Below are 16,807 nucleotides of genomic sequence, written 5' to 3'. Positions count from 1 at the left end.
TCACGCTCTGCGGTCAGCGGGAGTAGTTCGGCGCCTCGACGACCATCTGAATGTCGTGCGGGTGGGATTCCTTGAGCCCGGCGGGCGTGATGCGCACGAACTTGCCGCGCTGCTTGAGCTCATCGATGGTGCGAGCGCCCACATAGAACATCGACTGACGGAGTCCCCCGACGAGCTGGTAGACGACGGCGCCGAGCGAGCCGCGGTAGGCCACGCGCCCCTCGATGCCCTCGGGGATCAGCTGCGCGTCCGAGGGGACATCCGCCTGGAAGTAGCGGTCGCGCGAGTAGGACGTCTTCTTGCCGCGGTCGGAGAGCGCACCGAGCGAGCCCATGCCGCGGTAGTTCTTGAACTGCTTGCCGCCCACGTACACCAGGTCGCCGGGCGACTCGTCGGTGCCGGCGAGGAGCGAGCCGAGCATCACCGTGTCGGCGCCCGCGACGAGCGCCTTCGCGATGTCGCCCGAGTACTGCAGGCCGCCGTCGGCGATCACCGGCACGCCGTGCTCGCGTGCGGCGAGCGATGCCTCGTAGACCGCCGTCACCTGGGGCACGCCGACGCCCGCGACCACGCGGGTGGTGCAGATCGAGCCGGGGCCGACGCCCACCTTCACGGCGTCCGCGCCCGCGTCGATGAGCGCCTGAGCACCCGAGCGGGTGGCCACGTTGCCGCCGATGACGTCGATCGCGGCGAACGCCGGATCCGACTTGAGACGACGGATGATGTCGAGCACGCCGGCGGAGTCGCCGTTGGCGGTGTCGACGACGATGACATCGACCCCCGCGTCGCGCAACGCGCCCGCGCGCTCCCACGCGTCGCCGAAGAACCCGACAGCAGCACCCACGCGCAGGCGACCTTCGTCGTCCTTGGTGGCGTTCGGGTACTGCTCGGACTTGTCGAAGTCCTTGACGGTGATGAGTCCGCGCAGGCGACCCTCGGCGTCAACGAGCGGGAGCTTCTCGATCTTGTGCTGCGCGAAGATCGCGACCGCCTCATCCGGGTCGATGCCCTCGCGAGCGGTGATGAGTGGTGTCTTCGTCATGACGTCGCGCACGAGCGTCGACGCCTTCTCGAACGGCGACACGAAGCGCATGTCGCGGTTGGTGATGATGCCGACGAGCTTGCCGTCGCCCTCGACCACCGGGAGGCCGGAGACGCGGAACTGACCGCACAGCGCGTCCACCTCGGCGACGGTCGCCTCCGGGGTCGTCGTCACCGGGTTGGTGATCATGCCCGACTCGGAGCGCTTCACCTTGTCGACGTGTGTCGCCTGGTCCTCGATGGACAGGTTGCGGTGCAGGATGCCGATGCCGCCCTGGCGCGCCATCGCGATCGCCATACGGCCCTCGGTGACGGTGTCCATCGCGCTCGAGAGCAGCGGAGCGTTGACGCGGATGCGGCGCGTCAGGCGCGACGAGGTGTCCGCCTCGCTCGGAATCACGTCCGTGTGCCCAGGCAGGAGCATCACATCGTCGTAGGTGAGTCCGACGAAGCCGAACGGATCGTTGTGTTCCATGTGTGTGCTCTCCCGCGCGATCGTGTCTGCCAATCCTAAAGTCGCGCGGATGGGAATTCATTCCCATCCGGTAACGAGCACTCCTCCGGTACCGGTATCGATCCGGCATCGCTCGTCGCGAGTAAGTTGCGCTCACGAAACTCGGACGCAACAATCGCTGAATACATTCTCAGGTGTCGCCGTCGTCACCAGCAGTGCCTTCGGCTCATCCACCCCACCAGGAGGTTGCCCGTGGCGATCGTTCGGAGACCGCGCACCACCACCCGACATCGGAAGCGCACAGTGTCGCCGGTTATCGCCGCACTGTTCGGTGCCGCGCTCTTCGTCGGACTCGCCACGCCCAGCTACGCCGCAGCGGCGACCGCCGACGACGAGTTCCCCTTCTCGATCAAGGGGAACGTCCGCGCTGCCGGCGAGGTCCTCGAGGGCGTGACGATCACGGTCACCAACGGCGACTTCGAAGGCGAGGACGTCACCGATGACAAGGGCGCCTGGTCGGTCGGCGTGCCGACGAAGGACGGCACCTGGACGGTGACGCTCGACGAGTCGACGCTTCCGGATGGCGTCGAAGCGCCCCAGGGATTCGAGACGAGCGTGGAGGCCACGTTCGGCGCGACGAGCAACGTCACCCGCAACTTCACCCTCGGCGCCGCCGAACGAACGACGGTGTCGGTCCTCGACCAGTTCATCTCGCGCGCGGTCAACGGGCTCAACTTCGGCCTCATGCTCGCCCTCGCGGCGATCGGCCTCTCGCTCGTGTTCGGAACAACGGGCCTGTCGAACTTCGCACACGGTGAGATGGTGACCTTCGGCGCGCTCATGGCGCTGCTGTTCACCACAGCGCTCGATCTGTCGATCTGGATCGCGATCCCGCTCGCCGTCATCGCATCCGCACTCTTCGGATACACGATGGATTCCGGGCTCTGGCGCCCCTTGCGACGACGCGGCATCGGAACCGTGCAGCTCATGATCGTGTCGATCGGCCTCTCGCTCGCGCTGCGGTACGTCTACCAGATGTTCGTCGGCGGTGGCACGACGCAGCTGCCGGGATCCGTCTCTCAGACGATCCCCGGACTCGGCCCTGTGCGTCTCACGGTCACCGACGTCATCAGCATGGCCGTATCGCTCGCCGTGATCGGCATCTTCGCCTGGTGGCTCATGCGCACCCGCATGGGTCGCGCCACACGCGCCGTCTCCGACAACCCCTCCCTCGCTGCCGCGAGCGGCATCGACGTCGACGCGGTCGTGCGCGTCGTGTGGGTGGTGGGTGCGGCGCTCGCGGGACTCGCCGGCGTGCTGTGGGCGTATTTCCGACCGGGCATCAAGTGGGACATGGGAACGAGCGTGCTCCTCCTGATGTTCGCCGCTGTCACACTCGGCGGACTCGGAACCGCATGGGGCGCCCTCGTCGGCGCGATCATCGTGGGCCTGCTCGTCGAGGTGTCGACCCTGTGGATCCCGTCCGACCTCAAGTACGTGGGTGCGCTCGTCGTCCTCATCGTCATCCTGCTGTTCCGTCCGCAGGGCATCCTCGGACGTCGAGAGAGAATCGGATAGCCGCGATGGACTTCCTTCAGATCCTGTCCAATACGGCGTCGCAGATGCTGCAGCCGACCACGCTCGGCTTCGTGCTCGCGGCGATCGGCCTGTCGGTGCACTTCGGCTTCACCGGACTGCTCAACATGGGTGTCGCCGGATTCATGGCGATCGGCGCGTACGGCTTCGCCATCTCGATCCTCTCCTTCGGCGTCCCGTGGCCGCTGGCGATCCTCATCGGTCTCGTCGCCGCCGTGCTCTTCGCGCTCGTCATGGGCATCCCGACGCTGCGCCTGCGCGGCGACTACCTCGCCATCGTGACGATCGCGGCCGCCGAGGTCGTGCGTCTGCTGTTCCTCACGTCCGCCGGACGCAACATCACCGGCTCCGCCGACGGCCTCTTCGGATTCCAGAGCGGCTTCCGCGCGAGCAACCCGATTCCTCCCGGACGCTACGGCTGGGGGCCCTGGACCTACAGCGCGGACGAGTGGTGGGTCATCATCATCGGCGTCATCACGATCGCGATCGTCGTGGCCATCGTATGGCTGCTCATGCGCAGCCCGTGGGGCCGGGTCATCCGCGGCATCCGCGAAGACGAGGACGCGGTGCGCTCGCTCGGAAAGAACGTGTTCGCCTTCAAGATGCAGGCGCTCATCGTGGGTGGCGTCATCATCGCCGCAGGTGGCATCCTGACGGCCCTCGGCACCAACGTGAACCCGAACGTGTACGTCACCTCGCAGACGTTCTACGTGTGGACGGCGCTTCTCCTCGGCGGCGCGGCGACGATCTTCGGACCCGTGCTCGGCGCGGTGCTCTTCTGGGTCGTGCGCGCGTTCCTGTCGAACCTGCTCCCCGGGCTCGTGAAGATCGGCTGGCTGCCGTTCCTCACCTCCGAGCAGAGCCAGATGCTCGTCTTCGTGCTCGTCGGTGCGGCGCTCATGCTCCTCGTGATCTTCCGCCCGCAGGGCATCCTCGGCAACAAGAAGGAGCTGACCTTTGTCCGCTGACATCACCGCTCCGACCCCGCGCGCCAAGGCGACCGGGCTGCACCGAGGCGAGATCACCCCGGGTGTGGCGAAGGTCGATCCGATCATCGTCATCGACGGCGTGCGCCGCGAGTTCGGCGGCCTCACGGCCGTCGACGTGGATCACCTCGAGATCCCGCGCCACGCGATCACCGCACTCATCGGCCCGAACGGCGCCGGCAAGACCACCCTGTTCAACCTGCTGACCGGCTTCGACAAGGCGAACGCGGGCACCTGGTCGTTCGATGGCACCTCGCTCTCGGGCATCCCCGCCTATAAGACGGCCCGCATGGGGCAGGTGCGCACCTTCCAGCTCACGAAGTCGCTCGGCCTGCTCACGGTGCTCGAGAACATGAAGCTCGGCGCGCCGCACCAGAAGGGCGAGCGGATCCTCTCGAGCCTGTTCCCCTTCATCTGGCGTTCGCAGGACTCCGAGATCGAGGAGAAGGCCCGCGGTCTTCTCAAGCGCTTCAAGCTCGACACCAAGGAGAGCGACTTCGCCGCCTCTCTCTCGGGGGGCCAGCGCAAACTCCTCGAGATGGCGCGCGCCCTCATGAGCGACCCGACCCTCGTGATGCTCGACGAGCCGATGGCCGGCGTGAACCCCGCGCTCACCCAGTCGCTGCTCGACCACATCCTCGACCTCAAGGATCTCGGCATGACGGTCGTGTTCGTCGAGCACGACATGCACATGGTGCGCCACATCGCCGACTGGGTGGTCGTCATGGCGGAGGGCCGCGTGGTGGCGGAAGGCCCGCCCGACTCGGTCATGAAGGAGAAGGCCGTGATCGACGCCTACCTCGGCGCCCACCAGGACGTCGACCTCGGAGTTGTCACCGGCCGCTACGAAGGCGAACTCACTGAAGAAGCCAAGGAGCTCGCCGAGACCGTTCAGGAACTCGACGAGGCGATCGAGTCGGCCCCCGTGGCGGACGACAGCACGGAGGACACCAAGTGAGCAGCGCAGGCACCGCCTCCCCCGAGTATGTCGTCGAGCTGCGGGACGTGACCGCCGGGTACCTGCCCGGCGTCAACATCCTCAACGGCGCGAACCTCGTCGCCCGGAAGGGCGAGCTGATCGGCATCATCGGCCCGAACGGCGCCGGCAAGTCCACGATGCTGAAGGCGATCTTCGGCCAGGTGAAGGTGCGCTCCGGCAACGTCTTCCTCAACGGCGACGACATCACGGGGCTCCGCGCCAACAAGCTCGTGGCGCGCGGCGTCGGCTTGGTGCCGCAGACGAACAACGTGTTCCCGAGCCTCACCATCGCCGAGAACCTGCAGATGGGCGCTTTCCAGCGGCCGTCTGCGGTCGCCGAGCGCACGGAGTTCGTGACATCGATCTTCCCCGACCTCGGCAAGCGGCTCCAGCAGCGCGCCGGTTCGCTCTCGGGCGGCGAGCGGCAGATGGTCGCCATGGGGCGCGCGCTCATGATGGACCCGCACGTGCTTCTCCTCGACGAGCCGTCGGCCGGACTCTCGCCGTCGCGTCAGGACGAGGCGTTCCTGCGCGTCTCCGAGATCAACAAGGCCGGCGTGACCACGATCATGGTCGAGCAGAACGCGCGACGCTGCCTGCAGATCTGCGACCGCGGCTACGTGCTCGACCAAGGCCGCGATGCCTACACGGGCACCGGACGCGAGCTGCTGTCCGATCCGAAGGTCATCGGCCTGTACCTGGGCACGCTCGGCGCCTGAGGCACCCCGCTCGCGAAGCGCCCCGTCTCCTTCCCGGAGGCGGGGCGCTTCGCTGTGCCCGCCCTGCCATCCCCCAGCGCGAGCTTCCCTGCAGCCGCGGGCGGACGAGACGCTCCTCGGGGGAGGATGACGGGTGGGCCGGGCGGACTCCCGGGGCGGGGAACGCGGAACGGCCCCGGTCCGAAGACCGGGGCCGCCCGTTGGAGCTCAGAGAGTGGGGATCAGCCCACGCTCAGGAACTCGTAGTTGTTGTCGGGGCCGTACTGGAAGATGCCGATCGACGCCTCGGTCGGGTCGCCGACCTCGTCGAACGTGATCGGACCCGAGACGCCGTCGTAGTCGGCGACGCCGCCCGCGATGATGATGTCGGCGCACTCCGCGTACGTGGTGCACTTGGTGCCGTCACCGGAACCACCCGAGACCTCCTGCAGGTTCGCAGCCACGTCGGGGCCGGCAGCGGAGCCAGCCTTGAGTGCGGCGAGCGCAAGCAGGATCACGGCGTCGTACGACTCAGGCGCGTAGGTGAAGTCCTTGAGCGGCTCGTTGCCACGGGCCGTCCAGAACGCGTCGAGCGCCGAGCGGAACTCCTCGATCGACGCAGGGTCGACCGCCGGGTAGGTGCCCTTGGCACCCTCGAGGGTGCCCTCTTCGAGGTCGGTGCCGAAGTTGGCGAGGTTGCCGTCCACGAAGTAGAACTTCTCGGGCGCGACGCCCGCACCCACGAGCTCGGGGATGATCGTCTTGACCTCGTCGAACGTGATCAGCGCGATCGCGTCGGGGTCGGCCGCGAGAACATCCTCGACCTGAGCCGAGAAGTTCGTGTCACCCGTGTTGTAGAGCGACGCGGAGACGACCTCGCCGCCGGCGGCCTCGAAGGCCTCCTTGGCGAAGCACGCGAGACCGGTGCCGTACGAGTCGTTGAGGATCATGAGACCGAGGGTCTCGTTGCCGTCGCTCGCGATGAGGTTGCCGAGCACCTCGCCCTGGAGAACGTCTGAGGGGGCGGTGCGCCAGTAGAGGCCGTTGTCCTCGTAGCCGGTGAAGGCAGCCGAGGTGTTGGCCGGCGAGAACTGGATGGCGTTCGCGGCGATGACCGAGTCGATGAACTGCAGCGAGGTGCCCGACGACGCGGCGCCGACGATCGCGGTCGCGCCGGCGTTGAGCAGACGCGGGATCTCGGTCTCGTAAGCCTTGTTGTCGGTGTCGCCGGAGTCGCCCTGGATCAGGTTGATGGTGACGCCCTTGGCCGCCTCGTTCACGACGGACGCCGCGTACTCGGTGGCCGAGATCTCGGGCGGGCCGAGGAAGGCGAGGTTGCCGGTGACGGGAAGCGCGGTTCCGATGTTGAACGTCAGGTCGGTGGCGGGACCCGTCGAGGTGGAGGCGTATTCCGGCGTGTACGATGCGGGGGCCGCAGCGCTGCAGTCGATGGGGAACTTGAAGGCGTTGCCCTGTTCGTCGCCATCGCCGGAAGTCGTGGTGCAGCCACTGAGGACGAGGACGCTGGCGCCGACCATGGCGATACCCGCCATCGTCTTGCCGCCGTGCGAACGAGTGAAGACGTTCATAGTGCTCCTAGGTGTGTATGGATCCCGGAACGGAATGACGCTCACCCCGCTTCGGGTTGGGTCAAACCTAGTGGTACTCGTGTTTCGGCGGTGTTGCGATGTGCTAACGGTCTATAACGGTTTTCGCACCGCTCCGACGGTCAGCCTTGAGCGGTGCCGGTGCGGCTGAAGGTGTTGCCTGCGCCGTATCCGTAGAGGCCGTAACCGGCGAGGGTGGGATCGCCGGCGTCATCCAGACGCAGCGGTCCGACGATGCCCTCGTAGGCGATGTCGTCCTCCGTCTCGAGCACGTCGAGGCATTCGCCGAAGCTCGAGCAGCGGATGCCGTCGCGCGTCGCGTCGATGAGGCGGGAGCGGATCGATGCCCCTCCATCGTCGCCCGCGAGCGTCGCAGCGAGGGCGGCGAGCACGACGGCATCGAACGACTCGGCGGCGTAGCGCACATCGCCGAGCCCCGGGTCCTCGACCTTGAGCTTGGCGATGAATGCGTCGTCGGGCTGTGCGCCTTCGAGAAGGCCCGTGGCCCCGTCGAGGGTGCCGGCGGGCAGAGCCTGCGAGTAGTCGGCGAGGTTCTGGCTCGTGAGCCACAGCTTGGCGCCGCCGAGTCGTGCATCGCGCAGCGCGGCGATGAGGGCGAGCGTGAGCTCGCCGTTGTCGGGGGTGGCGAGCACGACGGCGTCGGGGGCGGCCTTCTTCACCTGGGTGACTGCGGCTGCGACACCCGCCGCGTTCGCCACGGCCACCGAGGCGACGAGCTCGCCCCCGTTCTCGGCGAGAGCGGCCTCGAGCGGCGCCTCGATCGACGCGGCGACGGGGTCGCTCGTGGCGACGAGGGCGACGGACGACGCTCCTGCATCCGGAAGCACGAATCCGAGGGCCGTGCCCTGGTGGGCGTACGACGGGATGGTGCGGAACAGCCAGCCGTCGGAGTCGATCTCCGTGAGCCGCGGGTAGGTGGCCGCGGGCGTGATGACGGGGATCCCGGCGTCGGCGGCGAGCGGCAGGATCCGTTCGGCGAGCACCGAGGAGGAGGGGCCGACGATGACGTCGACGCCTCGCTCGAGGAGGGCGGCGAAGGACGCCTCGAGGGTCTCGGTGCTGGCATCGCCGGAGTCGCGGTTGTACACCTCGACGGGGGCCCCGAGAACGCCGCCGGACTGGTTGAGCTCGCGGACGGCGGCGTTGACACCGGCGACCTGCGCGGCGCCGATGAATGCCGTCGCCCCCGTCGTGGGGAAGAGGGTGCCGATGCGCAGGATTCCGTCGCCGCTGGGGGCGATCGTCTCGACCGGGGTGGGTGTGGGCGTGGGCTCGATCGCCTCCGGCGTGCACGCCGCGAGAAGCAGCGTCACCGCCGCGGCGGCGGCGAGCGCGGGGAGGCGGGCGGCGCGAGCGCGGGGCATCCGGGGTCCTTCCTCAACGGCCGGCGTCCGGCCACGCGGTGACACTACCGTGTCGTCAGGCGACGGGAACGGAGGCGCGGCGACCCGCGCGCGCGGCGCGCACCATGTCGACCGTGAGGACGACGAGCGCGACCCAGACGAGCGCGAACCCGATCCAGCGCCCGAGCGGCATGGGCTCGCCGAGCAGCGCGACGCCGACGATGAACTGCAGGGTGGGCGCGAGGTACTGCGTGAGCCCGAGCGCGACGAGCGGAAGGCGCCGCGCGGCGGATGCGAACAGCAGCAGGGGCACCGCGGTGGCGACTCCCGTGGTGATCATGAGCACGGTGTGCAGGGGGCTGACGTTGCCGACCGTGAGCCCGACCGTCGCACCCGTGATGACGAGCTGCACGATCGCGACGGGTGTGAGCCATGCCGTCTCGAGCGTGAGCCCGCTGACGGCGTCGATCTGACCTCCGACACGCTTCTTGATGTACCCGTAGAAGCCGAAGGTGAGTGCGAGCGAGAGCGCGATCCACGGGAATGCGCCGTAGCCGATCGCGATCACGAGGATCGCGACGAGCGAGATGCCGACCGCGACCCACTGCAGCGGCCGCAGACGCTCGCGCAGCAGGATCACCCCGAGAGCGACCGTGATGAGCGGGTTGATGAAGTACCCGAGCGAGCTCTCGACGACATGCCCCGAGAGCGTCGCGATGATGAAGATCTGCCAGTTGACGTAGATGAGCACCCCGGCGATGCCCATCGCGAGCAGCACCCGCGGCTGCCGCGCGAGAGCGATGAACGCAGCCCATCCGCGCGTGACCATGAGCAGGATCACGCAGAATCCGAGCGACATGAGGATGCGGAAGGCGACGATCTCCCACGAGCTCGCAGGCGCGAGCGCCAGGAAGAAGAGCGGCAGGAATCCCCAGAGGCCGTATGCGCCGATCGCCTGAAGGAGTCCGGCTCCGGATGCGCCGAGGCGTCTGGGTGCGGGGTCGGGCGCAGTCACCCTGCGAGGGTATCGCTCAGGATGACTCCTCACCGACGCGAAAGGCCCCGTTGGCGGACCAACGGGGCCTTTCGGCAGGATGTCGACGAAGACATCCTGGGAAGATGCATCAGCGGACGACGACCGCCAGCACGTCGCGTGCCGAGAGGACGAGGAAGTCCTCCCCGCCGAACTTGACCTCGGTGCCGCCGTACTTCGAGTAGATGACCTTGTCGCCGACTGCGACGTCGAGCGGAACGCGGTTGCCGTTGTCGTCGATGCGACCGGGGCCGACAGCCACGACCTCGCCCTCCTGGGGCTTCTCCTTCGCGGTGTCCGGAATGACCAGACCCGAAGCGGTGACCTGCTCGGCGTCGACCTGCTTGATGACGATGCGATCCTCGAGCGGCTTGATGGAGACCGACACGTGTGACCTCTTTCTGAAGACTCAGGGTTTGGCACACTCCATTCGAGAGTGCCAACACAACTATAGGGCGAGTGTTAGCACTCAATCAATCCGACTGCCAACGGAGCTCACGAGCACCAGGGGTTACGGTGGGCGGATGGATGCCGACGAGCTGCGCACCGTGCTGTCGTCCGAAGGACTGCGACTCCTCGACGAGGTCGGCGATATCGCCGCAGAGAGCGACGTCGTGCGCGTCGTGTCACGGTTGCGCAAGGCCGGGCACTCCCCCGCGCTCGTCGCAGGGGTCATCACCCAGGCCCGGCTGCGCACGCGTGCCCGCGCCAAGTTCGGCGAATTCGCCGCGCGGATGCTCTTCACCCCGGACGGACTCGAGCAGTCGACGCGACTGCAGGTCGCCTCCACCCACGCAGGGCGCTTCGCCCGCGCCGGACTCACCTCGGTGGCCGACCTCGGATGCGGCATCGGCGCCGATTCGCTCGCCTTCGCCGGACTCGGGCTGCGGGTCGTGGCGGTCGAACGCGACGAGGTCACCGCCGCGATCGCCGCTTACAACCTGGCTCCCTTCCCCCACGCGCGCGTCGTGCACGGCGACGCCCTGACCGACGAGCCCGCGGATGTCGACGCACTGTGGTTCGACCCTGCGCGCCGCGGAGGCGGGCGCCGGCAGGCGGATCCCGCCGACTGGTCGCCCCCGCTCGACGCAGTGTTCGCACGGGCTGCCGCGAAGCCCACGGGCATCAAGCTCGGGCCCGCGCTCGACCACACGCTCATCCCAGAGGGTGTGGAAGCCCAGTGGATCACGGTGGGCCGCGACGTCGTCGAGCTCGTCGTGTGGTCGGGTGCGCTCGCGCGCGAGGGCGTGGGGCGTGCCGCGCTCGTGCTCGGCACGGAGGGCGCCTTCGAGCTCACCGCCCCCACGGCCTCCGAGGACGCCACCGTGGGAGAGCTCGGCGAGTACCTGCTCGAACCCGACGGCTCCGTCATCCGCGCGCGCCTCATCGGCGAGCTCGCCGGGCGCGTCGACGGGCGGATGATCGATGCGTCGATCGCATGGATCACCTCGGATGTGCGCCCTGAGACGCCATTCGGCCAGGCATTCCGCGTGCGCGAGGTGCTGCCGCTCGACGAGCGCAAGCTCAAGTCCGCGATGCGCGAGCGCGGAATCGGAACGCTCGAGATCAAGAAGCGCGGCGTCGACATCGACCCTGCGGCGTTCCGCTCCCGCCTGTCGCTCAAGGGCGCCGAACAGGCGACCCTCATCCTCACCCGCGCCGGCGGGCGGCGGCTCGCGATCCTCGCCGACCGCGTCTGACTCGCTGCGGCGTCCGGGGATGACGAAGGGGCGGAGCCTGCGGCTCCGCCCCTTCGTCAGCACGGGATCAGTAGTTGTACATCGATCCGAAGCTCACCAGGAAGATCAGCGGCAGGATCACCAGCACGATGAACATGATCAGGTTGAGCGCGATGCCCACCCAACCGGTGATGAGACCCGTGAGCCACATCCACTTGGGGGCTGCGGGCTCGCGCTTCTTGCCCATGAATCCGAGGACCACCGCGGCGATCGAGAACAGGAGTCCCCAGCCGACGAAGCCGAGGAACACGCCCACGATTCCGAAGATGAACGAGAGCAGGCTCAGGGTCTGCTTCACCGGCGCACCGGCGGGCGCGTATCCAGCGGCAGGTGCCGCATACGGGTTGGCAACCGGGGCGGCAGGAGCCGCGGGGGCCGTGTAAGCGGGAGGCGCGTCGGCGGCAGGAGCCGCGGGGGCCGTGTAGGCGGGAGGCGCGTCGGCGGCAGGAGCCGCGGGCGCGGCCTCGGGTGCGGCGGAAGCCTCAGGTGCGGATGCCGCGGCCGCGGGCTGCACGGCGTCCTGCTCCTCGGGGTTCGAGGGCGACGTGGGGTCGGTCATGTCCGGACTCCTTCAAGAGTTGTGGGGTACCCGCTAATGGTTTCAGCGCGCCGGATGGGTGTCAACGGAGAGAGCTCCCCTCGACGCAGGGGGTTATCCCCCGACGCTCATGAACGCGAGCGCCATCAGGACGGGGAACGCGATCATGAGGATCACGAATCCCGTGATGATGTACCCGACGATGATGCCCGTGAGCGCCATCCCGCGACCGGCCTCGCCCGTGCGCTTGATCTGCGACAGCGCGATGTGGCCGCACACGACACCCGCAAGTGCGGGGAGCAGGAACACGATCGAGGCGAGCGACAGGATCATCGACACGAGCGCGAGCGTGTTGGTGCGCGGAGCCGCATACGCGTAGGCCTGCCCCTGGACGGTGTAGGGCACGGCTCCCGCGGGGGCGACGGTCGGGTACGGCTGGTAGTGCGGCGGGGCGGGTGCAGCAGCGCCAGGTGCGGGAGGCGCGACCGGGGCCGCAGGTGCGACAGCTGTCTCGGACGCCCACCCGCGCTCGACGAGGTAGGGGTTCGGGGGCGACTGCGGGGCGGACGCGGCGGGCTGCCCGGAGGTCGGGTCGGTCATACGGGATCCGTTCATGCTCGGTGTGCCGTCATCGTGTCAGCCCGCGGAGGGGCGGGGCAACTGCTCAGGCCTGGATCTGGGTGACCGGGAGGGTGGAGTCCGCCCCGAAGTCGAGTGTCGACGGCTCGCGCCCGGCCGCGATGAGCTGCGCGGCGAGCGCCGCGATCATGGCGCCGTTGTCGGTGCAGAGGCTGAGCGGCGGGATGCGGAGGCCGACACCCGCGGCCGCACAGCGTTCGATCGCCGCTTCGCGCAGACGCCGGTTGGCGATGACGCCGCCCCCGAGCAGCAGTCGCGGCACGCCGAGATCCGCGCACGCGGCGAGCGCCTTCGTGAGCAGCACGTCGACGACGGCCTCGCGGAAGCTCGCCGCGATGTCGTTCACGGGCAGCTCGCCCCCCGCCTCACGTGCCGCCTCGACGTGGCGCGCGACCGCGGTCTTGAGGCCCGAGAACGAGAAGTCGTACCGGTGCCGCTCGAGATCCTTGGGCGCGGTGAGGCCGCGCGGGAAGCGGATCGCTGAGTCGTCGCCCTGGTCGGCGGCGCGGTCGATGTGCGGGCCTCCGGGGTAGGGCATGCCGAGCAGCCGGGCGACCTTGTCGAACGCCTCGCCTGCGGCGTCGTCGATGGTCTCGCCCAGCAGCTCGACATCCGAGACGAGATCGCGGACGAGCAGGAGCGATGTGTGCCCGCCCGAGACGAGCAGGGCGATCGTCGGGAGCTCCAGCTCGCCGTCGCCGACGAGCGGTTCGTGATTGAGGACATCCGCGCCCACGTGGCCGACGAGATGGTTGACGGCGTAGAGCGGCTTGTCGAGAGCGAGCGCGAGCGCCTTCGCGGCCCCGACTCCCACCATGAGGGCACCCGCGAGCCCCGGCCCGCTCGTCACGGCGATCGCGTCGAGATCGGCGAGCTCGACATCCGCGGTGCGCAGCGCCTCCTGGATGGCGGGGGTCATCGCCTCGAGGTGCGCGCGCGCCGCGATCTCGGGCACGACACCGCCGTAGCGGGCGTGCTCGTCCATGGAGCTTGCGATGACGTTCGCGAGCAGCTCGGTGCCGCGCACGATGCCAATGCCGGTCTCGTCGCAGCTCGTCTCGATCCCGAGCACGAGGGCCCCGCTCATGCGCGCACCGCCTTCATGATGACGGCGTCGACGCCGTCGGGCTGGTAGTAGTTCGGGCGGATGGCGATGCGCTGGAATCCGCGCGTCGCGTAGAGCGCTTCGGCGTTCGGGTTGTCTGCGCGCACCTCGAGGAAGAGCTCGTGTGCCTCACGCGCCTCGGCCTCGGCGAGCAGCGCATCGAGCAGTGCGGCACCGATCCCCCGGCGCCGGTGCGCCTCGACGACGGCGATCGTCTGGATGTCGCCCTGGCCGCTTCCCCGCGGCGCGAGGAGTCCGGCGTAGCCGATGATCTCGCCGTGGTCGTCGACAGCGGCGAGATAGTGACCGTGCGGGCCTGAGAGCTCGGAGGCGATCGCCTCACGGCTCCAGGCGTCCGTCGGGAAGGTCACGCGCTCGATCGCGTCGATCGCGTCGAGGTCGGCGATGGTCGCCCCGCGCAGGTGCCAGGAAACCGAATCCGACATCACTGGCTCACCCGCTTCGGTGCGGAGAGGGTCACATCGGGGGCGCGCAGGTAGACCGGCTCGTGCGGGCCGTCGGGCGCTCCCGCATCGAGTCGCGCGAGAGCGAGGCGCCCGAGAGACGCCGGGTCGATCGTCGTCGCGTCGATGCGACGGTAACCCGCGTAGCCGGTCACGGTGCTCTCGATCTCGGCTGCTGGCGAGAGCTCCGGGCCCGCGGTGCGGTTCGGGAGGCCGTCGGAGCCGGGCGCCGCGTACGTCGAGAACGCGAGCTCGCGGCGACGCGCATCCGTGACGACGAGCACCGGATCCTGCTCGCCGAACGCGACGGCATCGTGCGACACGACCGTGAGAAGCGGGATGCCGGCACCGAAAGCGAACGTGCGAGCCGCTGCGATGCCGACGCGAAGACCTGTGAAGGGCCCGGGGCCCATACCCACGGCGACAGCGTCCAGCTCGGACGGCCGCACACCCGACTCCGCGAGCACCTCCGCGATGAACGTGCCGATGCGCTCCGCATGACCGCGGGTGTCGGAGCTCGTGCGCACGACGCCGGACCCCGCACGGTCGACGATGGCGACACTCGTCCCCGTCGAGGTGTCGATCGCGAGAATCACCGCACCAGCCTACGTCGCCGCGGCCGAACGGATCATCCGAGCGGGATGCCGTGCCAGCGGTCGCCGTGCGCCGTGATGCACACATGGCGCGGCGCGTCGTCCGCTTCGGGGTCGCCGCCGATAGGGCGCACGATGTCGATCTCGATCCATGCGTCGATCGCGCCGTCGAGCTTGCCGGCGCCCCACTCGACGACCGTGATCGATCCGTCGAAGTCGAGATCGAGGTCGTCGACCTCGGCCGCGGATCCCAGCCGGTAGGCGTCGACGTGCACGAGCGGCACACCGAACTCGGTGGGGTGCGTGCGCGCGAGCACGAACGTCGGACTCGTGACGGCCCCGCGGGCACCGAGCGCGGCGCCGAAACCGCGCGTGAAGGTCGTCTTGCCCGCTCCGAGCTCGCCGTTGAGCATCACGACGTCCCCACGGCGGACAACGGATGCGACACGAGCGCCGAGCGCCTCCATCGCCTCCGCATCCTCGATGACGAGGTCCACGGAAGCGGTCATCGTGCCACCCGCTGCACGCGCGGTCCGACGCGTGTCACGATCTCGTAGCCGATGGTGCCCGCGGCGTCCGCCCAGTCGTCGACGCTCGGAGCACCCGTCGCGGGGTCGCCCCACAGCACGACCTCGTCGCCCGGGCGCACCTCGGCGTCGCCCACATCCACCAGGAACTGGTCCATGGCGATGCGTCCCACCTGCGGGTAGCGCACGCCGCCGATCGCGACGCTCGCGCGGCCGGATGCGCTGCGCGGCACGCCGTCGGCGTAGCCGAGCGGCACGAGCGCGAGGGTCGTCTCGGCCTCCGTGCGGTGGGTGTATCCATAGGAGACGCCCGCACCCTGCGGCACGCGGCGCACGGCGGCGACGCGCGTCGTGAGCTCCATCACGGGCCGCAGACCGAGAGCGACCGCGTCGACGCTCGGGTCGGGCGAGAGGCCGTAGAGCGCGATGCCGGCGCGCACGAGGGAGAAGCGCGCATCGGGCATGGTGACCGCGCCGAGACTCGACGACAGGTGCGCGACCTCGGGGGTGAGCCCGGCATCCTCAGCGAGGGCGATGCGCTGGGCGAAGGCGTCGCGCTGGGCGACGTCGTCGGCGATCGAGGTTCCGGAGAGGTGGCTCATGAGCCCGCGGACGCGGATGAACCCGGCCCGCTCCAGTCGCGCCGCGTGCGCGATGGCGGCTTCCGCATCGCTCGGCGCGATGCCGTTGCGGCTGAGCCCGGTGTCGAACTTGAGGTGCACGTGCGCGATGCGGCCGCCTGAGCGCGCATCGACTGCCTGGTCGAGCTGCGCCACGGAGCTGACGGCGACGTCGACGTCCTGCTCGATGGCCGCGCGGTAATCCGCGGGCGCATCATGCAGCCAGGCGAGCACCGGCAGGGTGTGCCCTGCCTCTCGCAGGGCGAGCGCCTCCGCGACGTCGGCGACGCCGAGCCAATCAGCACCTGCTTCCGCGAGGGCCTGCGCAGAGAGAAGCATCCCGTGCCCGTACGCGTCGGCTTTCACGACCGCCATGACACCGGCGGGCGCGACCTCCCGCCGCACGACGGCGAGGTTCGCCGCAAGCGCGTCGAGGTCGATGCGCGCCTCGCGCAGGGGTGCGTTCATCCGTTCCTCTCGGCGATGACCGTCGCGACTGCGACGCCCCCATCGTGGCTCATGGAGACGTGGAGCGCATCGATCTCGCGCGTCGCGAGCACCTCCGCGAGGCGCCCGTCGATGACGAACCCCGGGTTGCCGGACGCGGCGGGCCGGATGACGATGTCGAGCCAGCGCAGGCCTTCATCGCCTCCGAGGGCTTTGATGAGCGCCTCTTTGGCGGCGAAACGGCCGGCGAGGGACCGCAGCGGAAGGCCGCGTTCGCTCTCAGCGAACAAGCGCTCCTTGAGTCGCGGGGTCCGCGCCACGGCGCGCTCGAACCGGGCTAGTTCGACCACGTCGACACCGAGCCCGACGATCACGGC

Annotated in this window: 18 protein-coding genes; 5 read left to right on the top strand and 13 right to left on the bottom strand. The window is 69.3% G+C overall.

Going from position 1 to position 16,807, the window contains the following annotated elements; genetic code table 11:
* Positions 1–13: 13 nt before the first annotated feature.
* Positions 14–1,516 (bottom strand): IMP dehydrogenase, encoded by a 1,503-nt coding sequence (gene guaB, locus HCR12_RS01780; RefSeq protein ID WP_166868868.1) that lies wholly within the window; start codon positions 1,514–1,516, stop codon positions 14–16.
* A 282-nt stretch (positions 1,517–1,798) separates the two neighbouring features.
* On the opposite strand from guaB, the gene HCR12_RS01775 reads away from it, so the two are divergent.
* Genes HCR12_RS01775 through HCR12_RS01760 form a run of 4 tightly spaced genes read left to right on the top strand, consistent with a single transcriptional unit; the run spans position 1,799 to position 5,775 of the window.
* On the top strand, positions 1,799–3,073 hold the full coding sequence (locus HCR12_RS01775; RefSeq protein ID WP_224763583.1) for a branched-chain amino acid ABC transporter permease: 1,275 nt from the start codon (positions 1,799–1,801) through the stop codon (positions 3,071–3,073).
* 5 nt (positions 3,074–3,078) lie between these two features.
* Positions 3,079–4,059, top strand: coding sequence for a branched-chain amino acid ABC transporter permease (locus HCR12_RS01770; protein ID WP_166868866.1), 981 nt, complete (start codon positions 3,079–3,081; stop codon positions 4,057–4,059).
* Positions 4,049–5,035: an ABC transporter ATP-binding protein gene (locus tag HCR12_RS01765; protein ID WP_166868864.1), complete on the top strand. Its 987-nt coding sequence runs from the start codon at positions 4,049–4,051 to the stop codon at positions 5,033–5,035. The genes HCR12_RS01770 and HCR12_RS01765 overlap by 11 nt, the downstream gene beginning before the upstream one ends.
* On the top strand, positions 5,032–5,775 hold the full coding sequence (locus tag HCR12_RS01760; protein ID WP_166868862.1) for an ABC transporter ATP-binding protein: 744 nt from the start codon (positions 5,032–5,034) through the stop codon (positions 5,773–5,775). Before HCR12_RS01765 ends, HCR12_RS01760 begins: the two co-directional genes overlap by 4 nt.
* 221 nt (positions 5,776–5,996) lie before the next feature.
* On the opposite strand, the gene HCR12_RS01755 is transcribed toward HCR12_RS01760, so the two are convergent.
* From HCR12_RS01755 to groES, 4 genes are all read right to left on the bottom strand, one after another.
* A complete protein-coding gene (locus tag HCR12_RS01755; protein ID WP_166868859.1) occupies positions 5,997–7,343 on the bottom strand; it encodes an ABC transporter substrate-binding protein in 1,347 nt (448 codons plus the stop codon).
* A 140-nt stretch (positions 7,344–7,483) separates the two neighbouring features.
* Complete coding sequence (locus HCR12_RS01750; protein WP_166868857.1) at positions 7,484–8,746, bottom strand: ABC transporter substrate-binding protein; 1,263 nt, start codon at positions 8,744–8,746, stop codon at positions 7,484–7,486.
* 55 nt (positions 8,747–8,801) lie between these two features.
* Positions 8,802–9,740, bottom strand: a complete 939-nt coding sequence (gene rarD, locus HCR12_RS01745; RefSeq protein WP_166868855.1) for an EamA family transporter RarD — start codon at positions 9,738–9,740, stop codon at positions 8,802–8,804.
* 109 nt (positions 9,741–9,849) lie between these two features.
* Entirely contained in the window at positions 9,850–10,146 is a 297-nt protein-coding gene (groES, locus tag HCR12_RS01740) for a co-chaperone GroES (RefSeq protein WP_166868853.1), read from the bottom strand.
* A 136-nt stretch (positions 10,147–10,282) separates the two neighbouring features.
* Here groES and HCR12_RS01735 point away from each other — a divergent pair, with 136 nt between their 5' ends.
* Positions 10,283–11,458 carry a class I SAM-dependent methyltransferase gene (locus HCR12_RS01735; RefSeq protein ID WP_166868851.1) on the top strand — a complete coding sequence of 392 codons (1,176 nt, stop codon included), beginning with the start codon at positions 10,283–10,285 and terminating at the stop codon, positions 11,456–11,458.
* 67 nt (positions 11,459–11,525) lie between these two features.
* Here HCR12_RS01735 and HCR12_RS01730 read toward each other — a convergent pair whose 3' ends face one another.
* The 8 genes from HCR12_RS01730 to HCR12_RS01695 all read right to left on the bottom strand — a co-directional run bounded on the left by HCR12_RS01730 (position 11,526) and on the right by HCR12_RS01695 (position 16,804).
* A complete protein-coding gene (locus HCR12_RS01730; protein ID WP_191412347.1) occupies positions 11,526–12,056 on the bottom strand; it encodes a DUF4190 domain-containing protein in 531 nt (176 codons plus the stop codon).
* A 93-nt stretch (positions 12,057–12,149) separates the two neighbouring features.
* A complete protein-coding gene (locus tag HCR12_RS01725) occupies positions 12,150–12,635 on the bottom strand; it encodes a DUF4190 domain-containing protein (RefSeq protein ID WP_166868849.1) in 486 nt (161 codons plus the stop codon).
* 64 nt (positions 12,636–12,699) lie between these two features.
* The gene (gene tsaD / locus HCR12_RS01720) at positions 12,700–13,761 is read right to left on the bottom strand and encodes a tRNA (adenosine(37)-N6)-threonylcarbamoyltransferase complex transferase subunit TsaD (protein WP_166868847.1); all 1,062 of its coding nucleotides are present in this window, start codon (positions 13,759–13,761) and stop codon (positions 12,700–12,702) included.
* Positions 13,758–14,225 carry a ribosomal protein S18-alanine N-acetyltransferase gene (gene rimI, locus HCR12_RS01715; RefSeq protein WP_166868845.1) on the bottom strand — a complete coding sequence of 156 codons (468 nt, stop codon included), beginning with the start codon at positions 14,223–14,225 and terminating at the stop codon, positions 13,758–13,760. Before rimI ends, tsaD begins: the two co-directional genes overlap by 4 nt.
* On the bottom strand, positions 14,225–14,839 hold the full coding sequence (tsaB, locus tag HCR12_RS01710) for a tRNA (adenosine(37)-N6)-threonylcarbamoyltransferase complex dimerization subunit type 1 TsaB (RefSeq protein WP_166868842.1): 615 nt from the start codon (positions 14,837–14,839) through the stop codon (positions 14,225–14,227). Before tsaB ends, rimI begins: the two co-directional genes overlap by 1 nt.
* Positions 14,840–14,871: 32 nt before the next feature.
* On the bottom strand, positions 14,872–15,345 hold the full coding sequence (gene tsaE / locus HCR12_RS01705) for a tRNA (adenosine(37)-N6)-threonylcarbamoyltransferase complex ATPase subunit type 1 TsaE (RefSeq protein ID WP_166868840.1): 474 nt from the start codon (positions 15,343–15,345) through the stop codon (positions 14,872–14,874).
* Positions 15,342–16,451: an alanine racemase gene (gene alr, locus HCR12_RS01700; RefSeq protein WP_166868838.1), complete on the bottom strand. Its 1,110-nt coding sequence runs from the start codon at positions 16,449–16,451 to the stop codon at positions 15,342–15,344. The genes tsaE and alr overlap by 4 nt, the downstream gene beginning before the upstream one ends.
* Positions 16,448–16,804, bottom strand: a complete 357-nt coding sequence (locus tag HCR12_RS01695; RefSeq protein WP_166868835.1) for a holo-ACP synthase — start codon at positions 16,802–16,804, stop codon at positions 16,448–16,450. Before HCR12_RS01695 ends, alr begins: the two co-directional genes overlap by 4 nt.
* Between the last annotated feature and the right edge of the window lie 3 nt (positions 16,805–16,807).

The sequence above is a fragment of the Salinibacterium sp. ZJ70 genome, assembly GCF_011751865.2.
Lineage (GTDB): Bacteria > Actinomycetota > Actinomycetes > Actinomycetales > Microbacteriaceae > Homoserinibacter.
Note: the sequence above shows the minus strand (reverse complement) of the source record. Positions and strands in the feature narration are given on the sequence as shown.

What these genes read in the sequence shown, in the direction of transcription:
- guaB (WP_166868868.1), bottom strand. Translation starts at nt 1,516, where the DNA reads ATGGAACACAACGATCCGTTCGGCTTCGTCGGACTCACCTACGACGAT.
- HCR12_RS01770 (WP_166868866.1), top strand. Translation starts at nt 3,079, where the DNA reads ATGGACTTCCTTCAGATCCTGTCCAATACGGCGTCGCAGATGCTGCAG.
- HCR12_RS01755 (WP_166868859.1), bottom strand. Translation starts at nt 7,343, where the DNA reads ATGAACGTCTTCACTCGTTCGCACGGCGGCAAGACGATGGCGGGTATC.
- HCR12_RS01750 (WP_166868857.1), bottom strand. Translation starts at nt 8,746, where the DNA reads ATGCCCCGCGCTCGCGCCGCCCGCCTCCCCGCGCTCGCCGCCGCCGCG.
- HCR12_RS01735 (WP_166868851.1), top strand. Translation starts at nt 10,283, where the DNA reads ATGGATGCCGACGAGCTGCGCACCGTGCTGTCGTCCGAAGGACTGCGA.
- HCR12_RS01730 (WP_191412347.1), bottom strand. Translation starts at nt 12,056, where the DNA reads ATGACCGACCCCACGTCGCCCTCGAACCCCGAGGAGCAGGACGCCGTG.
- HCR12_RS01725 (WP_166868849.1), bottom strand. Translation starts at nt 12,635, where the DNA reads ATGACCGACCCGACCTCCGGGCAGCCCGCCGCGTCCGCCCCGCAGTCG.
- tsaD (WP_166868847.1), bottom strand. Translation starts at nt 13,761, where the DNA reads ATGAGCGGGGCCCTCGTGCTCGGGATCGAGACGAGCTGCGACGAGACC.
- rimI (WP_166868845.1), bottom strand. Translation starts at nt 14,225, where the DNA reads ATGTCGGATTCGGTTTCCTGGCACCTGCGCGGGGCGACCATCGCCGAC.
- tsaE (WP_166868840.1), bottom strand. Translation starts at nt 15,345, where the DNA reads ATGACCGCTTCCGTGGACCTCGTCATCGAGGATGCGGAGGCGATGGAG.
- alr (WP_166868838.1), bottom strand. Translation starts at nt 16,451, where the DNA reads ATGAACGCACCCCTGCGCGAGGCGCGCATCGACCTCGACGCGCTTGCG.